Genomic DNA, 19,067 nt, shown 5'->3' on the forward strand with positions numbered 1-19,067 from the left:
TACGCGGTACCCGGTTTGTTATTCTAAATAAACGACAAGTGAAGCTACCGCGTCCTGCTCTCGCCCTGACCTACATCCATGTAGGCCACAAAGAGCAAAGCATCGCCAGACGAACCCTACTCAAAACCTTTGTCACGGCGCAAGGCCTTAGTTTGGCCTTGCTGCTTCTTCTGCTGTAAGCGTTTTTGCTGGCTGCCATAAGTTGGTTTAGTGGCAAAACGTTTCTTCGGGGTTTTACTGACACTGTGCACCAACTCCACAAATTGCAATAATGCCAGCTCGCGGTTTTGCTCTTGGCTGCGGCTTTGCTGACATTTAATCAAAATTTTGCCGCTGGGTGTAATCCGGTGATCAGACAATTGCAGCAAACGGCTTTTGTAGATCTCAGGTAAGCTGGAGTGGGCAATATCAAACTGCAGCAGCACTGCCGTTGATACTTTGTTTACATGCTGGCCACCAGGGCCAGAGGAGCGCACAAACTGCCAACTCAACTCATCATCTGCTACATGAACATTTGCATTAATCCTGATCACCGCTGCTCCTTAACGCTCCCAGTAAGCCTCTTCTAAGCTATCTTCGCGCTCAGGTAGGCCTTTAGATAAACGGGGAGCATTCTGTACTAAAATCTCGTAGCTGACCCGATTGGCGTATTTACATAATTGTGCAAACGATGAATAAGCCAAGTATGACTCTTCGTGCTTGCTCGATAACGGCTGTACTTGTTTATGATAATGATTCGCCGCCATATCATGTAATATGGCCGCTAAGGCCCCATCACCGGCGCCATTGGTATTTTTAATGCGCTCTGGGCCGCCTAAATACGGATCAATGTGCGAATACACCTTCAAGGGTGCTTGGCAATTTTGCCGTAGCATCGGCCGACTAAACTCAAAGCGATTAAAATCTGCTAAGCTGGCCGATTTGATCGGGTTAGAACTCTCACGTTTCATACTTTCATCAGTATAACCGCACAAGTATAGCCCCTCAGCACCCGCGGTGATCAACACCATATCGGTGATCTCTAAAGCGGCTTGCGCTGCGCGTAGCGGATCAGCAAAGCCGGTTAACGCTTCGGCCTCTAATTCATTCATTGCCAGCACATTGACATATTTAATAACAGTTTCAATAATTTGCTCGCGGTTTTCTTCCACCAAATGCCGCGTACCTAAGCTCATCACCACCGGTACTTGCTGCTCACTGGCATCCGACAACGCTTTAAGCATAGCTTGTTGAATAGGCTGATCAGTGGCGCGCAAGGGGTAAGCACTGACCACAAACGCTGCCGCGCCTGCAATAATGTCAGTCGGGATATACTCTGGTGCCAGCTGATCCATATCACTGGGATCGATAACAAAAGTACGTTCACCATCGGGCGTAATCATCGTGATACCACGGCCAATATCACCGGCAACACCTTGCAGGCGGTTCATATCCACTTTCGAGCTGGTATGACACACATAATGATAGGCTGGCGAGCCAAGCGCGATATTGGCCGACATCACGCCGAGCAACACCGATTTATCATCGGCTAATACGGAGTAATTATGAATGGTATTACCAATAGTGCCACCGGCAAAATGATCCGAAATCGCTTGCTCCACCACCAACTCATGGTAAATCTCGTTGGCTTTTTCATGGGCGACTAAATTGGATAACCCTTTGGGAATATTATGTTTCGCGAGAAACTCATCACTGACACTGGCCACTACATCAACGATAGTTTGATCAAGCCCTACGATATACGTGTCTAACTCCGGCCGCACTTCAAAACTGGGCAGTTGTGGTTTAGGTTGGGAAACTGGGAAGTAATGCTTTATTTTGCGCAGACCAGGAAATTTCATAGCGTAGGCTCAACTGAAAACAAGCCGGTATGTTAACAAAAATACCGGCAAAAAAGTAAAGTAATGTCAGCTGGCATCACGCAAAAACACCGGTTTATCCAAGCTGGATAACGTATCGCTGAAATAATAACCATCAAGGTCGAATTGTTGTAATTGTGCGGGTTCCTGCAATGCGTGCTGGATCACATAACGCGCCATCAGGCCACGCGCTTTTTTGGCATAAAAACTGATAATTTTATATTGGCCATTTTTATAGTCTCGAAACTCAGGCGTAATAATGCGTGCTGATAAGTGTTTTTTATCGACCGCTTTAAAATACTCTTGTGAGGCTAAATTGAGTAATACATCACTGCCTAAAGCCGCCAGCTGCTGTTGTAAAGCCTTAGTCACTTCGGCCTGCCAAAAGGCATACAAATCTTTACCGCGCGGATTCGACAGTTTTGTGCCCATCTCAAGCCGATAAGCTTGCATCAAATCTAAGGGCCTTAATACACCATATAAACCGCTAAGAATACGCAAATGGTTTTGTGCATAGTTTAGCTCGTCATCCGACAGGCTATCCGCCGCTAGGCCTTGATACACATCACCATTGAACATAAATAACGCAGCTTTCGCATTGTCGGTATTAAACGGGGGTTGCCACTGTGCAAAGCGTGCCGCATTTAAACCCGCCAATTTATCACTAATATGCATTAAAGATGACAAATCAGCTGGGGTTAACTGCTGACAAACCGTGGCTAATGCTTTGGCATCCTGTAATAAAGCAGGTTGACTAAAACTCAGCTCACGCGCGACGGGGGTTAAATCTAAATCTTTGGCTGGCGATACCACCATCAACATAAAGACGGCTCCTATTTTGACAAAATGAGCGTTTATACTGCACAGCCGCGGTTTCAGACCTTGCAGACAACGATATAGCCCATTATGCTGTTTACTAACTCGATTGCAAAAGGAATCTGCATCAGCGTTACCACTCTGTCGCCCGCTGTATCTGGTTTTTGCTGACTGTCCTCTTACGTTCGTTAAGCTGCAATTAACGGCAGAGCAGCCTCGATAAAGGCAGATCCCACATTAACCCTGTTTTTAGACAAACGGCTATTTTGTTGTTATTTTATTACAAGAATAGCCATTTAGACGTATACTTAAGCTAATTCCAACTAATAAGTGGTAAGTGAACAACATGAATGATCTTCTCAGCCAATTAAAAGCCGTCACCACCGTGGTCGTTGATAGCGGTGATCTGGGTGCTATTGAACAGTTTCGTCCGGTCGATGCCACCACCAATCCATCGTTATTATTAAATGCCAGCCAACTCGACTTTGCTAAGCCCATCTTAGCGGCAGCGATTGCCTATGCTAAAGCACAAACCAGTGACAAAGACGCGCAGTTAAGCTTAGCCAGTGATAAATTTGCGGTAGATATTGGCACGGCTATTAGTAAGTTAGTCCCTGGCCGCGTGTCTACCGAAGTCGATGCCAGATTGTCCTTTGATCGTGATGCAACCTTAACCAAGGCACGGCAATTAGTGGCCTTATACCAGCAAAACGGTGTCAGTCGTGAGCGCATCTTAATTAAAATTGCCTCAACCTGGGAAGGGATCCAAGCGGCCAAAGTGCTTGAGCAAGAAGGCGTTCAGTGTAATTTAACCCTGTTATTCCATATGGCGCAGGCACGCGCTTGTGCCGAAGCCGGTGTGTTCCTGATTTCTCCCTTTGTCGGGCGTATACTCGACTGGTACAAAGCCAATACCAAACAAGACTACACCGCCGAAACCGATCCCGGTGTCTTGTCGGTACGTGAGATCTACCGCTTCTTCAAAACCCATGGTTACCACACGGTAGTGATGGGTGCCAGCTTCCGTAATATTGGTGAAGTATTAGCGCTTGCCGGCTGTGACCGTTTAACCATTAGCCCAGGTTTGTTAGAAGAGCTGCAACAGCAGCAAGGCGAATTAACCGTACATTTGAAAGACGACGGCGCCACAGCGACAAAACCAGCGGCATTAACTGAAGAAGCTTTTCGTTGGGCACTTAACGAAGACGCCATGGCGACGGAGAAATTGGCCGAAGGGATCCGCAAATTTGCCGTGGATCAACGCAAACTCGAAGCATTACTCGCTGCCCAACTTTAAACCACTGATTTTTAGGAGATGACGCGATGTCGGTAACCCTTACGGCTTTATTAAGCCCTCTAGCAGCGAAGCAGCAACCCCTGCGGCAATTATTTGCGGCAGAACCGGGCCGTGCTAAACGCTTTAGCACTAGCGCTTGTGGTATCTATTTAGATTATTCAAAAAACTTATTAGACGAGCAAAGTTGGCAAGCCTTGCAGCAATTAGCCACACAAAGCAAAATTCGTCAGCTCAGTAAACAAATGCAAGCCGGTGCGGCCATTAATAATACTGAACAGCGCACCGTGTGGCATACGCGATTGCGCCAACAAGATCTGAGCAATTTACAGCTAGCCGGCGAAGATATTGGCGCAGCCATTACGGCTTGTCAGCAGCAAATGGCACAATTGATTGATGATTTACACGCACAGCGTTATATCGGCTATCAAGGTAAACCGATCACGGATTTAGTCTGGGTTGGCATTGGTGGCTCATTATTAGGCCCACAGATGGCCGTAGAAGCACTAACACCCTATCATTGCAGCCCGGTAAACTTGCACTTCGCAGGGAATATCGACGGTGCGGTGGTGAGCGATATCACCAAAAAACTCGATCCTGCCACCACCCTCGTCGTGGTGGCGTCTAAGTCTTTTGGCACCGAAGAAACCAAACAAAATGCCTTGGCATTACGGCAGTGGTTTAACGACGCCGGTGCCGACAGTAGCGCCATTGCTCATCACTTTTGGGCGACCTCGTCTAATGTAAAAGCGGCTGCCGAGTTTGGCATTATTGAGAAACATATTTTACCCATGTGGGATTGGGTTGGTGGTCGTTATTCATTATGGTCTGCCATTGGCTTACCCATTGCATTAATGATCGGCAATAGCGCTTTTAAAGAATTGCTAGCCGGTGCTGCCGCCATGGATGAGCACTTTTTTAATGCCCCCTTTAGTGAAAACTTGCCGGTTATTTTGGCATTGCTAGGCATTTGGTACATAAATGGTTTTGGCTGCCAAGCTCAAGCCTTATTGCCTTACAGTCATTATTTACGTTTATTGCCCTCTTATGTGCAACAACTGGATATGGAGAGTAATGGTAAGTCGGTTGACCGTCGCGGCCAACCACTACAAGACGCCACGGCACCCGTGATCTGGGGCGATGCAGGCACCAATGGCCAACATGCGTATCATCAATTGTTACATCAAAGCCAACTAAAAGTACCGGCTGATTTTATTCTGCCCTTACAGGTAAGCCACAGCTTAGCGGATCAACATCAACGCTTAGCGGCGCATTGTTTTGCGCAAACACAGGCGTTGATGCAGGGTAAAACGGAAGAGGAAGCCCTTGCCGAATGCTTAGCTGCAGGCATGACACAACAGGCCGCGGCAGAGCTGGCGCCCCATAAAGTATCGCCGGGTAATAAGCCCAGCAACACCCTATTACTCGATGCTTTATCGCCTTATCACCTCGGCGCGTTAATCGCCATGTATGAGCATAAGGTGTTTTGTCAGGGGGCTATTTGGGAGCTGAACAGCTTTGATCAATGGGGCGTCGAGTTAGGTAAACAACTCTCAGGCCCCATTTATCAGGCGATCAGTGGTCAAGCTGACGGACAATTTGATTGCTCAACCGCCAGCTTAATAAAACGCTTTTTGCAAAAACCTTAGGCATACCACTAAGCTTACCAAGCTTATTATTATTTGATTAACGTAAAAAGGCTGCTTTCGCAGCCTTTTTTTTGGCTTGTCATCTTGTTGTCACTTTTTAGTTTTATTTTTAAACAAAATATGGTAGAACCTTTGTTGAAAATAACAACAAAATCAACATCAGATGAGGCCGTAATATGGAAAGCTTCGAAGACTTACTGAATATGTTGGAACGACCTGCTGCGAAGACTCGTGTGGTCAAACGCAAATGGCGTGAAATTGAAGAGCTGAAAGAGCGTCAACGTCTCAAAAAGGAACTCTGTGACATAGATTGGACCATCGAACCTGAACTAGATAACATTGAATTATAAACAATAGGCCCGCTACTCGTAGCGGGCCTATTGTTTTCATCACTGTGCTAGGATTGCATGCCAATTAATCGGCGTTTTACCCGCCGCTGTTAATAGGCTATTGGTCTGTAAAAAGTGTCCACATCCGAAAAACCCTCGGTGCGCCGATAAGGGTGAAGGATGCGGTGCCGTTAAAATATGATGGCGCTGAGCGTCAATCAGCCGAGCTTTCTTTTGCGCATGACTCCCCCACAATAAAAACACCACCTGTTCACAGTGGGCGGAAATTTGTTGGATAACGAAATCGGTAAACGGCTCCCAGCCAAGTTTCTGATGTGAATTCGGGCTATTCGCTTCCACGGTCAGCACCGTGTTCAGTAACAATACCCCTTGCTCCGCCCAGCGCTGTAAACAGCCTTGATCCGTGGCGGCAAAATCAGCATATTCCAGCGCCAGCTCTTTGTAGATGTTACGTAGCGACGGCGGCACTTTTACCCCAGCTCGAACTGAAAAAGCTAGGCCATGTGCTTGATTTGGCCCGTGATAGGGATCCTGGCCTAAAATCACCACTTTTAGCTGTGCTAATGGCGTTAACTTAAACGCATTAAACACCTCATTACTCGGTGGATAAATCACCTTACCACTGGCTCGCGCTTGTTCAACCTGTGCCAGTAAGTCTAAAAAATAAGGCTGCTGTTTTTCAGCAGCCAACACATCGGCCCACAGCATTATTGAGCAGCCGTTTGCCGAATCACTTGCTCTAAAGCACTAAAGTCAGCAGGGATCTCTAAATTTAAGCCCGGCTCAGCGGCACATTTAGCTAAAATTGCCGGTAACGCGATTGGATTGCCTAGAATATTCTCGACCTGCTCTTTAAACTTAGCCGGATGTGCCGTACCTAAGAAGATACCAAACTCACCCGGTTGTAAACAACGTTTTAATGCTTTATAAGCCACGGCCGCATGCGGCTCGCTTAAATAACCTTCTTGCGCCAATAAACGCATACCGACTTGCGTATCGTCTTCATCAACCATGGTCGCTTCAATATCACTGCGGCTTATCACACCTTGCGCTAGCAATGCTTCAACCCGCGGCCAATTGTTAGGGGCACTGACATCCATGGCATTAGACAAGGTTGCACGGGTATCTTTTGGCTGCCATTCGCCATTTAACCAATAACGAGGCACCGTATCATTAAGATTGGTTGCAGCCACTAAGCGCTTGATCGGTAACCCCAAAGCTTTGGCAATTAAACCCGCCGTTAGGTTACCAAAGTTACCACTCGGCACCGCGATAACCACTTCTGAGCGTTTATCTACCGGTACTTGTGCCATAGCTTCAAAGTAATAACAGATTTGTGCAAACAAGCGGCTGATATTAATCGAGTTAGCCGAGTTGATATTAAACTCAGCAACCAGTGCTTTATGATCGAACACTTGTTTGACTAACGCTTGGCATTGATCAAAATCGCCTTCCACCGCTACGGTGGTAATATTTTCACCCAGCGTCGTAAACAGTTTTTCTTGCAGCATGCTGATTTTACCCTTCGGATACAAAATCACCACCTGCACGCCCGGTTGTTTAAAAAAAGCATGCGCCACGGCAGCGCCAGTATCGCCTGAAGTGGCAGTCACAATCGTAGTATGTTGTTGCTGCTGCGCTTGCGCTAAGGCTTGCGCCATAAAGCGCCCACCGAAATCTTTAAAAGCTAGCGTTGGGCCATGAAATAACTCTAGGCAATGCACTTGCTCGTTTACCGCAACCAGCGGTGCCGGAAAGGTAAAGGCGTGCGCAACCATCTGGTGTACTTGCTGCGGGCTGAGTTCATCACCAATTAGCGCAGATAAAATCTCCGCACTGCGCTGTACTAAGGGCAAACTCAGTAAATGCTCAATATCCAATTTGGGCCAACTGCTCGGGAAAAACAGCCCTTGTTGCTGCCCTAGCCCCTGGCGTACGGCTTGTAAAAAACTGACCTGCTCTGCAGGTACTTTTAAATTATTTAATTGCATGCTTGTTCCTCCAGCGCCCGCGCGCCTGTATTCGCCAGACGACACACTACGGTGAGCGCATCTTGATTTTTTGCATAATGGGTTTGCAGATATTGAGCCGCGAAATCAGCCACAGCGCTACTATTACATACGGCAAATAACGTTGGCCCTGCGCCAGAGATACCTAAATGCAACACCCCTGCGTCAGTGAGCGCTGCTCGCAATGCCGTTAATTCAGGTAATAACGGCAAACGTGCCGGTTCAGCCACCAGATCTTGTAAAGCGGCCGCCGCATCAACGTCGTCGCTACTGTATAAGGCGCTAACAAAGCGACTTAAGGTACCTGCAAATTTAATGCTATGTACTAACGAGAGTTGTTTTGGTAACACTTCACGCGCCGCTTTGGTGGATAACACGGTACCGGGGTAGCATAACACCACTTGCCAGTCTGCAAACCAAGGTAAGCTGCGACAAATTGCCGGGCTATCCGGTAGCATTAATTGCAAGCCGCCAAAATAAGAAGGCGCGACATTGTCATAATGCACACTACCACTGACGCCCCCTTCAGCAGTCGCCATCAGTTGGAGCAGTTCAGTTTGACTAAAGGGCTGACCGAAATAATCGTTAAAGGCATAAAAAGCGACAACAATTGAGCAAGCACTAGAACCTAAACCGCTACCAACGGGTAGGTTTTTATGTAAGTGTAATTGTAAGCGAGGTAGCGTTTTACCTAACGCCTGCTCAAAAGCATAAAAAGCCTGGCTCACTAAATTATCCGTGGTACCTGCAGGTAACTGATGCACATAACGGCCACTGATGGTCAGCGATAAAGACTCCGCCTCGCCTAAGATATCTAATACATCGCCCAGCAAACTGCCATCTACTGGCGCAAAGGCTGCGCCAAGCAAATCGAAGCCGACCGACAAATTCCCCGTCGATGCCGGAGCGTAATACCGTTTAATACTGTTTTTTTGCATTATTTATACCTGCTGCTGCCAACTTAGCGTGCGCATGATATCGCTAAACACCCCTGCCGACGTCACTGCGGCTCCGGCACCATAGCCCCGCAGCACAAACGGGATAGGTTGATAATAACGACTTAACATCGATAAGGCGTTCTCGCCGTCTTTCACTTTTGCTAAGGGATGATCAACCGCTAACGCTTTAATGGCCACCTTACATTTACCATCACGAATTTCACCAATGTAACGTAGCACCTGCCCTGCTGCTTTGGCTTCGGCTAAGCGCTTTGCAAAATGCTCGTCAAGGCTGGGTAAACGCGCCATAAAGTCATCGATACTGCCACTGGCATCAAAATCGGCAGGTAATACAGACTCCACCTCGACATCACTTAAATCCAGCTGTAAACCCGACTCCCGAGCCATAATTAACAGCTTACGTGCGACATCCATACCCGATAAATCATCACGTGGATCTGGCTCAGTAAAGCCCAGCGCCTTGGCTTTGGCCGTCACGGTTGATAAGGCGACACCCGCTTCTAACTCACCAAAAATATAAGAGAGCGAACCAGATAAAATGCCTTCAAAGGCTAGCAGTTCATCACCCGCATTAATTAAACCTTGCAGTGTATCAATGACCGGTAAGCCAGCGCCTACAGTGGTTTCATATAAGAAGCGACGACGCTGTTGCTGGGCAACCGTCCGTAGCTTGTGATAATAGTCTAAACTGGCCGTGTTGGCTTTTTTGTTGGGTGTCACGACATGAAAACCCGCCGCCAGAAAATCAGCATACTGATCGGCAATTTGCTGTGAACTGGTGCAATCCACTAATACCGGGTTAATCAAATGCTGTTCTTGCACAAAACGATTTAATTCAGCCAAAGAGAAGGTTTGCTTGGCAGCCGGCAATTGTTGCTGCCATGACTCTAACGCAATGCCATCGCCGGCTAATAATAACTGCTTACTGTTGGCAATGCCGTACACCGTTAAGCGCACTTGCCGTTGTTGCAAAAACGCTTGTTGACGATGGATCTGAGCCAATAACTCACTACCAACCACACCACAGCCCACCAAAAACACATCAATACTCGGGATATGGCTAAAAAAGTTCTCATGACACACTTTTACCGCACTTTGACAACTGCGTTGCTCTACCACCGCCGAGATCGAACGCTCACTGCTGTCTTGCGCTATCGCCACAACATTCACTCGGGCTTGCGCTAACGAGGCAAAGAACTTCGCGGCAACGCCTTTATGTTGGCGCATGCCATCCCCTACCAAGCTGACAATGGCCATATCAGATTGAATGATTAACGGTCGTAATAATTTGGTTTGTAATTCGAGTTCAAATTCTTGCTCTAACGCGCGTTTAGCGGCTTGCAAATGTAATTGTGGCACACAAAAACTGATACTGAATTCAGACGAAGATTGCGTGATCAAACTGACCGAGATCTGTGAACGTGCCATGGAAGCGAAAACCCGGCTGGCCATGCCAACGACACCTTTCAAGCCAGGGCCGGAAACAGTGATTAACGCTAAATGCTCTAGGCTTGAGATCCCTTTTACTAAGGCTTCCCCATCACCGTCGTTATCAATACAGGTACCGGGTGCACTTGGGTTCAACGTATTTTTGATATAACACGGTATTTGCACTCGCGCTAAGGGGCCGATGGTTTTCGGATGCAGTACTTTGGCACCAAAGTACGACAGCTCCATCGCTTCATCATACGACAAACGATCAATTAAGCGCGTTTGCTTTACTTGCCGTGGATCGGCACTGTAAACACCATCAACGTCCGTCCAGATTTCACAGGCACTGGCTCGGATTGCCGCAGCGACGACTGCAGCAGAGTAATCTGAACCGTTTCGCCCCAATAAAGCCGTTTCGCCTTGAGCGTTGCTTGAAACAAAACCCGCTAACACATAGATACTGGCGGGCAAACCGGCAATGGCTTGTTGAAATTGTTGTGCCGTCGCTTCCACATCCGCGGTGGCATTTAAGAAATCACCATGGCTTTTCACTAATTTTACGGAATCAAGTGATGCGGCATCTGCACCACGCGCTTGCAACAACGCCGTCATCAGCGCCACGCTAAATTGTTCACCCAAGCCCAGAATTTGCGCCTTGATATGATCGGGACAGAAGCGTAATAGGCTCATGCCCTGTAATCGCAAACTTAATTGTTCAATTTGCTGGGTAATTAACTGCTGCACAACCTGCTGCTGTGCGGCACTGATACCCACCACATCTTGCAATAGTTGCTGATAACGTTGCTGTAACTGTTGCAGTAGCGCTTGAAAATCGGCTCCCAAATAAGCCAGATCCGTTAATTCTACCAGCGTATTGGTCACCCCTTGTGGGGCCGATAAGACTAAACACACTTGTTCCGTCGTAGCTTGTTGCATCACGATCGTTGCCACTTCACTGAAGCGGGCAACTGACGCCAACGATGACCCACCAAATTTTAGCACCCTCATGTCTCTCTCCTCGCGCATTGTCGTCTTTCGTTGTTTTGCTATCGCAGACCCATCGCCATTATCGGCCAAAAAAAAACCCGAAACCTTTTGAGGTCACGGGCCTTTTTACAGACAACACACCGCCGACCTCCTACCCCGCAGGGTTGGTGGTGATAATAATCATGGTGAGTGCTGTCATTTTTATTTTCATGGGCACACTATGCACGGACTTATAGACGTCTGTCAATCCTTTTTCTGATTTAACTGGCTATCGCTGCGGCATTCCAAATACTGACCTGATTTCGGCCCGCTCGTTTCGCTTGATACAGGGCTTGATCGGCTTGTAAGATCAATTCATCTGCACTGTTCGACATTTGATGCAAACTCACGCCCGCGCTAATTGTCACCCGCGCTTTGGGTTCATGCTCGATAAAAGCTTGTTCTGATAATTGCAAACGGATCCGGTTGGCCACTTCTATTGCCCCATTTAAGGTGGTATCTGGCAGCACGACTGCAAAAGAAGCGCCACCGAAGCGTGCTAAGAGATCATTATCACGCAATAGCCCTGCACAATGACGCGCCAGCGACTGTAACAAGATATCTGCTACTTTGTGGCCATATTGGTCATTAAGGTGTTTAAACTGATCAATATCAAACATCATTAGCGATAACGGCCGCTCATAGCGCTCGGCTCGTGCGATTTCTAACAATAATTGTTGCTGCCAAAATTGTCGATTCATCAAGCCGGTAAGACTATCTTGGCGGTCGTGAATTTTGAGTTGTTGCTGCGTCATTAATAATTGAGCGTGATAACGCGCTTGCTCACTGGCATCTTGGATCCACAAGCACAGAAATTGTTCGTGAGTTTGAGGGTGACGTAAGGCAATAAGCGTGCAATTTTGCGCCATATACACTTGTGTTTGGTCCAGGTGTTGTTGGCGAGGAAACTTCAGTAAATACAAGCGCTGTTGCCAGCTAATCTGTTCGGTTTGTTGGCTGGTCAACACGCTCTGCATTTTCCGATTGAACCACGCTTTAGGCACTTCGGGAAACAAAGAAAAAAACGATTTGCCTACCAGCTCTCGCTCTGTCAATTCGCTATATCGGTAAATAAAGCTGTTGGCGTAACTGATTTGGCAATGCGAATTCAGTAACAAAACGCCACCAGGTAAATGTTGCACCATGGCTACTAATATCGACGAGATCACACAGATTCCTCTTTTTACCGCCAATTGCTGACTATTTTGCTATAACTATTTTAAATCTTACGCTTATTCGTTATGGTAACAGTAATACATAATAATAAAACGATGATCAATCTTAGGGTGATACCATGCAGCAACCCAGCTTGTCAAAAAAGCTGCTGACAAAAGTCTTATCAGTCTATTTTATTTTGACGCTCGTGGTGACCGTTGGCCAGATCGTTGCTGAATATTACAACGCCAAAAATTATATTAATAACGAGCTAACCACCTTACAAAACACCTTCGCTGGCAGTTTGACGCGGGCGATTTGGGAGCTCAACACCCCACAAACCTTAAATATTGCCGACGGCTTGTTAGCCATCCCAACGATTGAAGGGATTATTGTGCGGGACGATAACGGCGCCATTATTACTCAATCTGGCCGTTATATTGATATTCAACAACGCTTTAGCAACCAATTGGTGAGTGAAGAAGTCAGTTTAAGTGAACAAGGTTCGGGTATTTTTGGATTTACCTTTCCGTTAATCTTTGAGTTTTCTGGCAGAACGAGCCAAGTGGGCGATGTCACACTATTTTCCAGCCGCGATATTGTTATCGAACGTATCAAAGTGGGTTTATATTTCCTGATTGCCAACGCAATGCTAAAAACCACTTTTTTAATTATCTTATTCTTACTGGCGTTTCGCCGTTATCTGATTGAACCTTTAGCTGATTTAAGCCAACAAATTGAAGATTTAGATCTCGACCAGTTAGATGGCAGCAAAGTCATTGTCGCAGAAGACCAAGGCGCTGAATTATCCTTTATGGCAAATGCGTTTAACCGACTGCTGGCTCGCTTAAGCGACAATCAAGGCCAATTAAAACAAACACAGCAACAATTGCTGGTATCACATAATAAATTAGATCAACAAAACCTCTTATTAGAACAAGAAGTCGCGCGAAAAACCTCGGGGTTAAGTCAAGCGATGATGGATTTGCAGCAACAAAAACAAGAATTACTGCATAAAAAACAAGCTCTACGTGAAGAAATCGAACAGCGTGTGCAAACAGAAAGTAACTTACTGCAAAAACAACGTGAGCTGCAGGAGACCATTGATAACTTAAACTTAGCGCAAGACCGGTTAGTGCAATCTGAAAAAATGGCGGCACTCGGCGGTTTAGTCGCCGGTATTACACATGAAGTGAATACCCCTGTGGGGATTTGTGTTACGGCCACCAGCTTTTTAGATGAGCGTGTCAGCAAACTGAGCAGCGCTTATCAACAAAAGCAGCTTACGCCCAAAATGCTCGAAGAATTCTTACAAGAAGCGCAACAAAGCACCGCCTTATTGCAATCAAATTTATCGCGAGCATCCGATCTGATTGCTAGCTTTAAACAAATCGCCGTGGATCAAGCCAGTGAAGCCACCCGCACCATCAATCTTTGTGACTATCTGAATGAAATTATTCGTTCATTACAGCCGCACTTTAAGAAAACCCAGTATCAAATTGAGGTGAACTGCGAAGAGAACATTATCCTAGATTGCCCAGCCGGTGCTATTTCACAAATTATTACCAACCTGCTGATGAACTCATTGATCCATGGCTTTGAAGACCGAGAGCATGGGCTGATCCGCATTACCGTGCTAGACAACGAGCACAATATTGATATCCATTATGCTGACGATGGTAAAGGGCTCGCGGCCGATCAGTTAGCGCAATTATTTCATCCGTTTTTCACCACCAAGCGCAATCAGGGTGGCAGCGGCTTAGGTACGCATATCATCTATAACTTAGTTCGCCAAACGCTAGGTGGCAGCATTGAGGTCAGCAGCCAACTGGGCGAAGGCTTGCATTATCATATTTGTTTTCCTAAAAAACTAAATAGATAGCGCCGCTTGAAGCAGGGTATACTGCCGCTCTTTGCTGTAAAATGAAGTAAGGTTTTTATGTGGTTTAAAAATATTCGGGTTTACAAACTCAGCGCTCCGCTGACAACAGATTTGGCCAGCCTTGAGCAAGCCTTCGCTGAATTTAAGTTCAGCCCTTGTACCGGCCAAGAAGCAGTGAAAAGTGGGTTTAGCTATCCACTGCATAACAGTATTAAACAATATTGCCATCAACAGCAGCACCGCTGGTTTTTTGCGATTAAGCGCCAAGAAAAGATCCTACCTGCTGCCGTGATCAATGAAGAGTTACAACCTAAAATTGATGCTGCCGAGCAAGAACAAGGCCGCGCGTTAAGTCGTAAAGAAAAACAGGCTTTAAAAGAAGAGCTTATTCATACTTTACTGCCGCGTGCTTTCAGTCGTTCACAGCTGACTCAAGGTTATTATGATGCGCAACAAAACTGGTTGGTGATTAATAGCAGCAGTGCGAGTAAAGCAGAAGATATCTTGGCTTTACTGCGCAAAGCCATGGGTTCTTTACCGGCTTTACCTTGGTTAGACAGCCATAAACTGAATAGTCAGTTGCAACAATGGTTAAAGCATGAGGATTTACCCAAGGGCTTTATGCCAGGGGCGGAAGTCGAGTTAAAAGCGCCCGATGAAGAAGGTGCCAAGGTGCGCTTTAGTAATCATTTACTCAGCGCCGATGAAGTACAAACCCATTTACAAGATAAATTGGTTACGCGCATCAGCTTGCAACAAACCGAAGGTGTCTCACTAACCATCACTGATGATGGCAGTATCAAACAAGTCAAATACCCAGATAGCGTTATTGATCACAATGATGAACTGGGCTGGGATGATTTACCGGCACGATTAGATGCTGATTTGTTATTGATGGCGGACAGTGTCAACAATGCCCTGCTCGCCATCAGCGAGCAGGTGAATAGCCATCCGGAAAGTTAAGATTTATTGAAACAGTTGCCGAATGTCTTGGTACAGGTTGGCAATTTGCGGTTGTTGCATAAACTCCGGTACCGACACCACTTGCTGCGTAACATAATGCGTTAGCAATTGGTGTTGTTCTTCCGTTGATTTGTAATAACCGCGTGCTACGGCCGCTAAACGAATAAAATCCGTATAATCTAATTCTGGGCTGGCCTTACAAACGCGCCATGTTTTGGCTGCACGCTGCAACTCGTCATCAAAGCCCCAGGCCTTTAACACTTTGACACTAATATAAGGCGCCGCCTTGTCGATCACACTGGTTAAAAAAATCGGATGCCCAAACACTTCTGGATGCCGTTCGGCTTCGGTGATCACGGCAAGCGCCCCAATATTATGCACTAACGCACATAACGTCATCACATCCGCACTTAACGTACATTGCTTATTCACTGTTTGATAGGCTTTTAAGCAGGCCACCGCGATCGCCGCGACCTGCACATTGTCTTGCCATAATTTATCTAAATGCTGCTGTACTTGTTTATATTGCGATATGAATAACTGCTCTACCGCCATCGCGGTGGCGATATTTTTAATTTGGCTTAAACCAATTCGAGTAACCGCTTGGTTTAAGGTGCTCACCTTAATAGAACGCCCCATAAAGGCGCTGTTAGCGACTTTCATCATCCGGGCTGTCAAAGAGGGGTCTTGTGAAATAACCTCTGCCATTTGCGCTAAGCTTACGCTGGCATCATCGGCTCGTTGCCGCACTCGTAACGCAATTTCTGGCAAGGTCGGTAAGACCAAGCGGTCATTACGGATCTTGTCATCTAAAATAGTCAGTAATGCTTGTTGTGCACTCATACTGCGCAGTCTCTCGGTTAATCAATGAAAACTCGTTATAGGGCTTAATAGTAAGCACCCTCGGTTTAAGCCGATCCGGTTACATTAAGCTTGCTCGATTATCTGCTGCATCTGTTGCAAGATAGCTTGCACCGCAGCCACATCTTGATGTTTTGCTATTTTTTCTAATTCGTCGGCAAGTTGGGTGAGTTGTGGGTACCCCATACTGCCCGCACTGCCTTTTAAACTATGGGCATCAAACTCTAGGCTAGACCAGGCTTGCTGCTGCAAAGCTAGCTCAAATTGCTGTAATAACGCCGGCAACTGCGCTTTAAAACGCGCTTTTAGCGCTTGCATAGCGGGATCCTGGGCTAAATGCTGATCCAACTCCTGTAATTTGCTTGACGTTGTTTTAGCATAACGACGCAACAAGGACAAAAATTCTTTTTGCACAATAGGCTTGCCAAGTAATTCCTGACACCCCGCTAGACGGTAACGCTCGGCATCCTCCGCCATCACATTAGCCGTCACTGCAATAATGGGGGTGTTCACGCCGGCCAGTCGGATCAATTGAGTGGCTTCTTCTCCACCCATCACAGGCATTTGCATATCCATAAAGATCACATCAAAACGGCCAGATAAAGCGCGCTCTACCGCTTGATGACCATTACTGACCAATTCATGATGCACTCCCACTTTATCTAGCATTAACGCCAGCAGCAGTTGGTTATCCGGGTTATCTTCCGCCACCAGCACATTAAGTTGCCACTGCGTGTCATGCTCGGTTATCGGCTCAGCAAGGGGTTCAACAGCCTCATATTGCTCAATCAGCTGCACTGTATCGCCAACGGGCAACAGTAATTCAAAGCTACTGCCAATGCCCTTGACACTTTCGACCAAAATATCGCCCGACATTTGCTCAATCAGTTTTTTCGAGATACACAGGCCTAGACCCGTTCCACCAAAATCGCGAGTAACGGTGGCATCGGCTTGCATAAACGGCTGGAATAAACGCTGTTGCTCATCGTTATTCATGCCAATGCCGGTGTCTTTTATTTTAATCGACAGCCGCGAATGTGCTGCATCATAACTGACCGCTAACAAGATCTTACCTTTACGGGTAAATTTCACGGCGTTACTGGTGAGATTTAATAACACCTGTCGTAAACGCAAGCTGTCCACATAAAGAGTTTGGGGTAACGGAAACTGAATGTGTAATTGACACTCTAGCCTCTTTTGACGGGCTTGCTCCTTGGTTTGCTGATAAATTTCATCGAGCATCGCTAGGTAATCGACCTGGCTTAATTGCAGCTCTAATTTGTCAGCTTCAATTTTTGATAAATCCAAAATATCGTTGATTAAGCCAAGCAAATGCTCGCTACTGCGCAGCACGCGGCGTAAATAATCCGAACGGGTTTCTTGTTCTGTTTCATTTAAGGCTTGCTCACTAAAACCAATAATCGCAGTCAATGGTGTGCGGATCTCATGGCTCATGTTAGCTAAAAATACACTTTTTAAACGGTTGGCTTGCTCGGCCACTTCACGCGCTAAAATTAATTCTTGGTTAGCTGAAGCTAAATCGTTATTGGCCCGGGCGAGATCTTGAGTACGACGCAATACCTTATCTTCGAGTTGCTGTTTATAGATTGTTTCACGTTCTCGGTACACGCGTAACTGCCGCACCATCACATTAAAAGCCGCGAACATATCACCGAGTTCATCTTGCTTACGTATTTCAAGTAATGTCGCAAAGTTACCGCGGCCAACCGCCGTTTTCGCTGCCGTCAGTTGTTTTACCGGGTTAAACACCTGATAAATCAGTATTTGGTGTATTAGAATAGGCACTGCGAAGATACAAAATAACGCGAACAACAAGATATACCCTGGCCAGTTTAAAAACTGGCTATACATCTCGTCTGCATCCACGCCGTAGATCAGCTGATACGAGCCCGTTAAGTTTTTACCGAGTAAGAGTTTCGGTTGGCCCAGCAATAAACTATCAATAAAATGAGTATGATCAATGCTCTGCTGAATGATCCGATATTGACTGGGCGGGAAGGCACTACCGATTAAAGATTGATTGGCGGCATACGCAATGGTGGCGGCACGATTGACCAATAAAGTGACACTATTGGTTGAGACAGGGTTATTCGCAACTTGAGCAAAGGGCTCGGCATCGAGCACCATCAAAATATAACCCCACACTTGCCGACTCGCGCGACTATCCGCAAGGTAAAGCTTTTTCACAATAAAGACCTGCAATTGACGATCTACGCCATGTGGCGCCAGAAACACCGTTTGATCTTCGATCATCGCTTGTACTAAAGAAAAATACTCATTCCTAAAACGACTTGGTACCGTCGAAACCGCCTGTTGAGCTGGGTAAATCACATCCTCATCGCCATTTAGCCGCAACAACTTGATGGCTCGTAGCGTCTTATCTTGCGCCGCCACTTCTTGAAACAAGCTATCTACGGCCTGTTTATCTTCGGCGGAACCCGTTTGTAAATATTGATTAAGGCGTTTTGAAATGGTGAGTATCGACAGCTTAGTCTGATTCACTCTCAAATAGTCATTGAGGTATTGTTGTTGGTCGTTTAACTGCTGTGAAACCTGCTGAAACAATTGTTGTTGTTTGACGGTGTTACTGTAGTGATATGCCAAATAGCCTAACAACGCTAAAGGTAAAATCAATAGCGGCAGCATATAGATTAACAGTGTTTCCCGAAGCCTCATGCTGGCTTATGCCTATTATAATTGTTAATAACAATGGACTTACAGCATACTCAGCATTGCAGTCAGCGACAAGGGATCAGGCAGTTTTGACGACAAAAAGCAGATTTAACTCGGTT

At 46.4% G+C, this 19,067-nt stretch carries 15 protein-coding genes; 5 read left to right on the plus strand and 10 right to left on the minus strand.

The features are described from left to right. Window positions 1–116: 116 nt before the first annotated feature. From arfB to yaaA, 3 genes are all read right to left on the minus strand, one after another. Window positions 117–533: an alternative ribosome rescue aminoacyl-tRNA hydrolase ArfB gene (gene arfB, locus L1N97_RS02385; RefSeq protein ID WP_236128719.1), complete on the minus strand. Its 417-nt coding sequence runs from the start codon at window positions 531–533 to the stop codon at window positions 117–119. 9 nt (window positions 534–542) lie between these two features. Then, window positions 543–1,841 (minus strand): inosine/guanosine kinase, encoded by a 1,299-nt coding sequence (locus L1N97_RS02390; protein ID WP_236128720.1) that lies wholly within the window; start codon window positions 1,839–1,841, stop codon window positions 543–545. A 66-nt stretch (window positions 1,842–1,907) separates the two neighbouring features. Continuing rightward, window positions 1,908–2,681 carry a peroxide stress protein YaaA gene (gene yaaA / locus L1N97_RS02395; protein ID WP_236128721.1) on the minus strand — a complete coding sequence of 258 codons (774 nt, stop codon included), beginning with the start codon at window positions 2,679–2,681 and terminating at the stop codon, window positions 1,908–1,910. A gap of 340 nt (window positions 2,682–3,021) precedes the next feature. Between yaaA and tal the strand changes: the two genes are divergently transcribed. The 3 genes from tal to L1N97_RS02410 all read left to right on the plus strand — a co-directional run bounded on the left by tal (window position 3,022) and on the right by L1N97_RS02410 (window position 5,968). Beyond that, window positions 3,022–3,972 (plus strand): transaldolase, encoded by a 951-nt coding sequence (tal, locus tag L1N97_RS02400; RefSeq protein WP_236128722.1) that lies wholly within the window; start codon window positions 3,022–3,024, stop codon window positions 3,970–3,972. Between the two features lie 26 nt (window positions 3,973–3,998). Then, window positions 3,999–5,618: a glucose-6-phosphate isomerase gene (pgi, locus tag L1N97_RS02405; RefSeq protein ID WP_236128723.1), complete on the plus strand. Its 1,620-nt coding sequence runs from the start codon at window positions 3,999–4,001 to the stop codon at window positions 5,616–5,618. 176 nt (window positions 5,619–5,794) lie between these two features. Beyond that, complete coding sequence (locus L1N97_RS02410; RefSeq protein ID WP_229585368.1) at window positions 5,795–5,968, plus strand: DUF3545 family protein; 174 nt, start codon at window positions 5,795–5,797, stop codon at window positions 5,966–5,968. Between the two features lie 39 nt (window positions 5,969–6,007). Here the strand turns inward: L1N97_RS02410 and ung are convergent, their stop codons facing one another. The 5 genes from ung to L1N97_RS16985 all read right to left on the minus strand — a co-directional run bounded on the left by ung (window position 6,008) and on the right by L1N97_RS16985 (window position 12,562). Beyond that, on the minus strand, window positions 6,008–6,676 hold the full coding sequence (gene ung / locus L1N97_RS02415; RefSeq protein WP_229585367.1) for a uracil-DNA glycosylase: 669 nt from the start codon (window positions 6,674–6,676) through the stop codon (window positions 6,008–6,010). Continuing rightward, window positions 6,676–7,959, minus strand: a complete 1,284-nt coding sequence (gene thrC, locus L1N97_RS02420; protein ID WP_229585366.1) for a threonine synthase — start codon at window positions 7,957–7,959, stop codon at window positions 6,676–6,678. The genes ung and thrC overlap by 1 nt, the downstream gene beginning before the upstream one ends. After that, window positions 7,950–8,915 carry a homoserine kinase gene (gene thrB, locus L1N97_RS02425; RefSeq protein ID WP_236128724.1) on the minus strand — a complete coding sequence of 322 codons (966 nt, stop codon included), beginning with the start codon at window positions 8,913–8,915 and terminating at the stop codon, window positions 7,950–7,952. The genes thrC and thrB overlap by 10 nt, the downstream gene beginning before the upstream one ends. 3 nt (window positions 8,916–8,918) lie before the next feature. Further along, on the minus strand, window positions 8,919–11,375 hold the full coding sequence (thrA, locus tag L1N97_RS02430) for a bifunctional aspartate kinase/homoserine dehydrogenase I (RefSeq protein WP_229585364.1): 2,457 nt from the start codon (window positions 11,373–11,375) through the stop codon (window positions 8,919–8,921). A 239-nt stretch (window positions 11,376–11,614) separates the two neighbouring features. Beyond that, window positions 11,615–12,562, minus strand: a complete 948-nt coding sequence (locus L1N97_RS16985) for a sensor domain-containing diguanylate cyclase (protein ID WP_236128725.1) — start codon at window positions 12,560–12,562, stop codon at window positions 11,615–11,617. 125 nt (window positions 12,563–12,687) lie between these two features. Between L1N97_RS16985 and L1N97_RS02440 the strand changes: the two genes are divergently transcribed. Both L1N97_RS02440 and L1N97_RS02445 read left to right on the plus strand, forming a co-directional pair. Beyond that, window positions 12,688–14,430, plus strand: coding sequence for a sensor histidine kinase (locus L1N97_RS02440; protein ID WP_236128726.1), 1,743 nt, complete (start codon window positions 12,688–12,690; stop codon window positions 14,428–14,430). 57 nt (window positions 14,431–14,487) lie between these two features. Further along, window positions 14,488–15,393: a recombination-associated protein RdgC gene (locus L1N97_RS02445; RefSeq protein WP_236128727.1), complete on the plus strand. Its 906-nt coding sequence runs from the start codon at window positions 14,488–14,490 to the stop codon at window positions 15,391–15,393. 3 nt (window positions 15,394–15,396) lie between these two features. On the opposite strand, the gene L1N97_RS02450 is transcribed toward L1N97_RS02445, so the two are convergent. After that, a complete protein-coding gene (locus L1N97_RS02450; protein ID WP_229585360.1) occupies window positions 15,397–16,236 on the minus strand; it encodes an HDOD domain-containing protein in 840 nt (279 codons plus the stop codon). Between the two features lie 84 nt (window positions 16,237–16,320). Next, window positions 16,321–18,951 carry an ATP-binding protein gene (locus L1N97_RS02455; RefSeq protein ID WP_236128728.1) on the minus strand — a complete coding sequence of 877 codons (2,631 nt, stop codon included), beginning with the start codon at window positions 18,949–18,951 and terminating at the stop codon, window positions 16,321–16,323. Window positions 18,952–19,067: the final 116 nt, after the last annotated feature.

Origin of the sequence: Rheinheimera sp. UJ63 (assembly GCF_021568285.1) — a bacterium.
GTDB lineage: Bacteria > Pseudomonadota > Gammaproteobacteria > Enterobacterales > Alteromonadaceae > Alishewanella > Alishewanella maricola.

Excerpts from the sequence above, each read along its gene's own strand:
- yaaA (WP_236128721.1), bottom strand. The coding sequence starts at position 2,681 with ATGTTGATGGTGGTATCGCCAGCCAAAGATTTAGATTTAACCCCCGTC.
- L1N97_RS02450 (WP_229585360.1), bottom strand. The coding sequence starts at position 16,236 with ATGAGTGCACAACAAGCATTACTGACTATTTTAGATGACAAGATCCGT.
- thrB (WP_236128724.1), bottom strand. The coding sequence starts at position 8,915 with ATGCAAAAAAACAGTATTAAACGGTATTACGCTCCGGCATCGACGGGG.
- L1N97_RS02440 (WP_236128726.1), top strand. The coding sequence starts at position 12,688 with ATGCAGCAACCCAGCTTGTCAAAAAAGCTGCTGACAAAAGTCTTATCA.
- thrA (WP_229585364.1), bottom strand. The coding sequence starts at position 11,375 with ATGAGGGTGCTAAAATTTGGTGGGTCATCGTTGGCGTCAGTTGCCCGC.
- thrC (WP_229585366.1), bottom strand. The coding sequence starts at position 7,959 with ATGCAATTAAATAATTTAAAAGTACCTGCAGAGCAGGTCAGTTTTTTA.
- L1N97_RS02390 (WP_236128720.1), bottom strand. The coding sequence starts at position 1,841 with ATGAAATTTCCTGGTCTGCGCAAAATAAAGCATTACTTCCCAGTTTCC.
- L1N97_RS02410 (WP_229585368.1), top strand. The coding sequence starts at position 5,795 with ATGGAAAGCTTCGAAGACTTACTGAATATGTTGGAACGACCTGCTGCG.
- tal (WP_236128722.1), top strand. The coding sequence starts at position 3,022 with ATGAATGATCTTCTCAGCCAATTAAAAGCCGTCACCACCGTGGTCGTT.
- L1N97_RS02445 (WP_236128727.1), top strand. The coding sequence starts at position 14,488 with ATGTGGTTTAAAAATATTCGGGTTTACAAACTCAGCGCTCCGCTGACA.
- pgi (WP_236128723.1), top strand. The coding sequence starts at position 3,999 with ATGTCGGTAACCCTTACGGCTTTATTAAGCCCTCTAGCAGCGAAGCAG.
- ung (WP_229585367.1), bottom strand. The coding sequence starts at position 6,676 with ATGCTGTGGGCCGATGTGTTGGCTGCTGAAAAACAGCAGCCTTATTTT.
- L1N97_RS02455 (WP_236128728.1), bottom strand. The coding sequence starts at position 18,951 with ATGAGGCTTCGGGAAACACTGTTAATCTATATGCTGCCGCTATTGATT.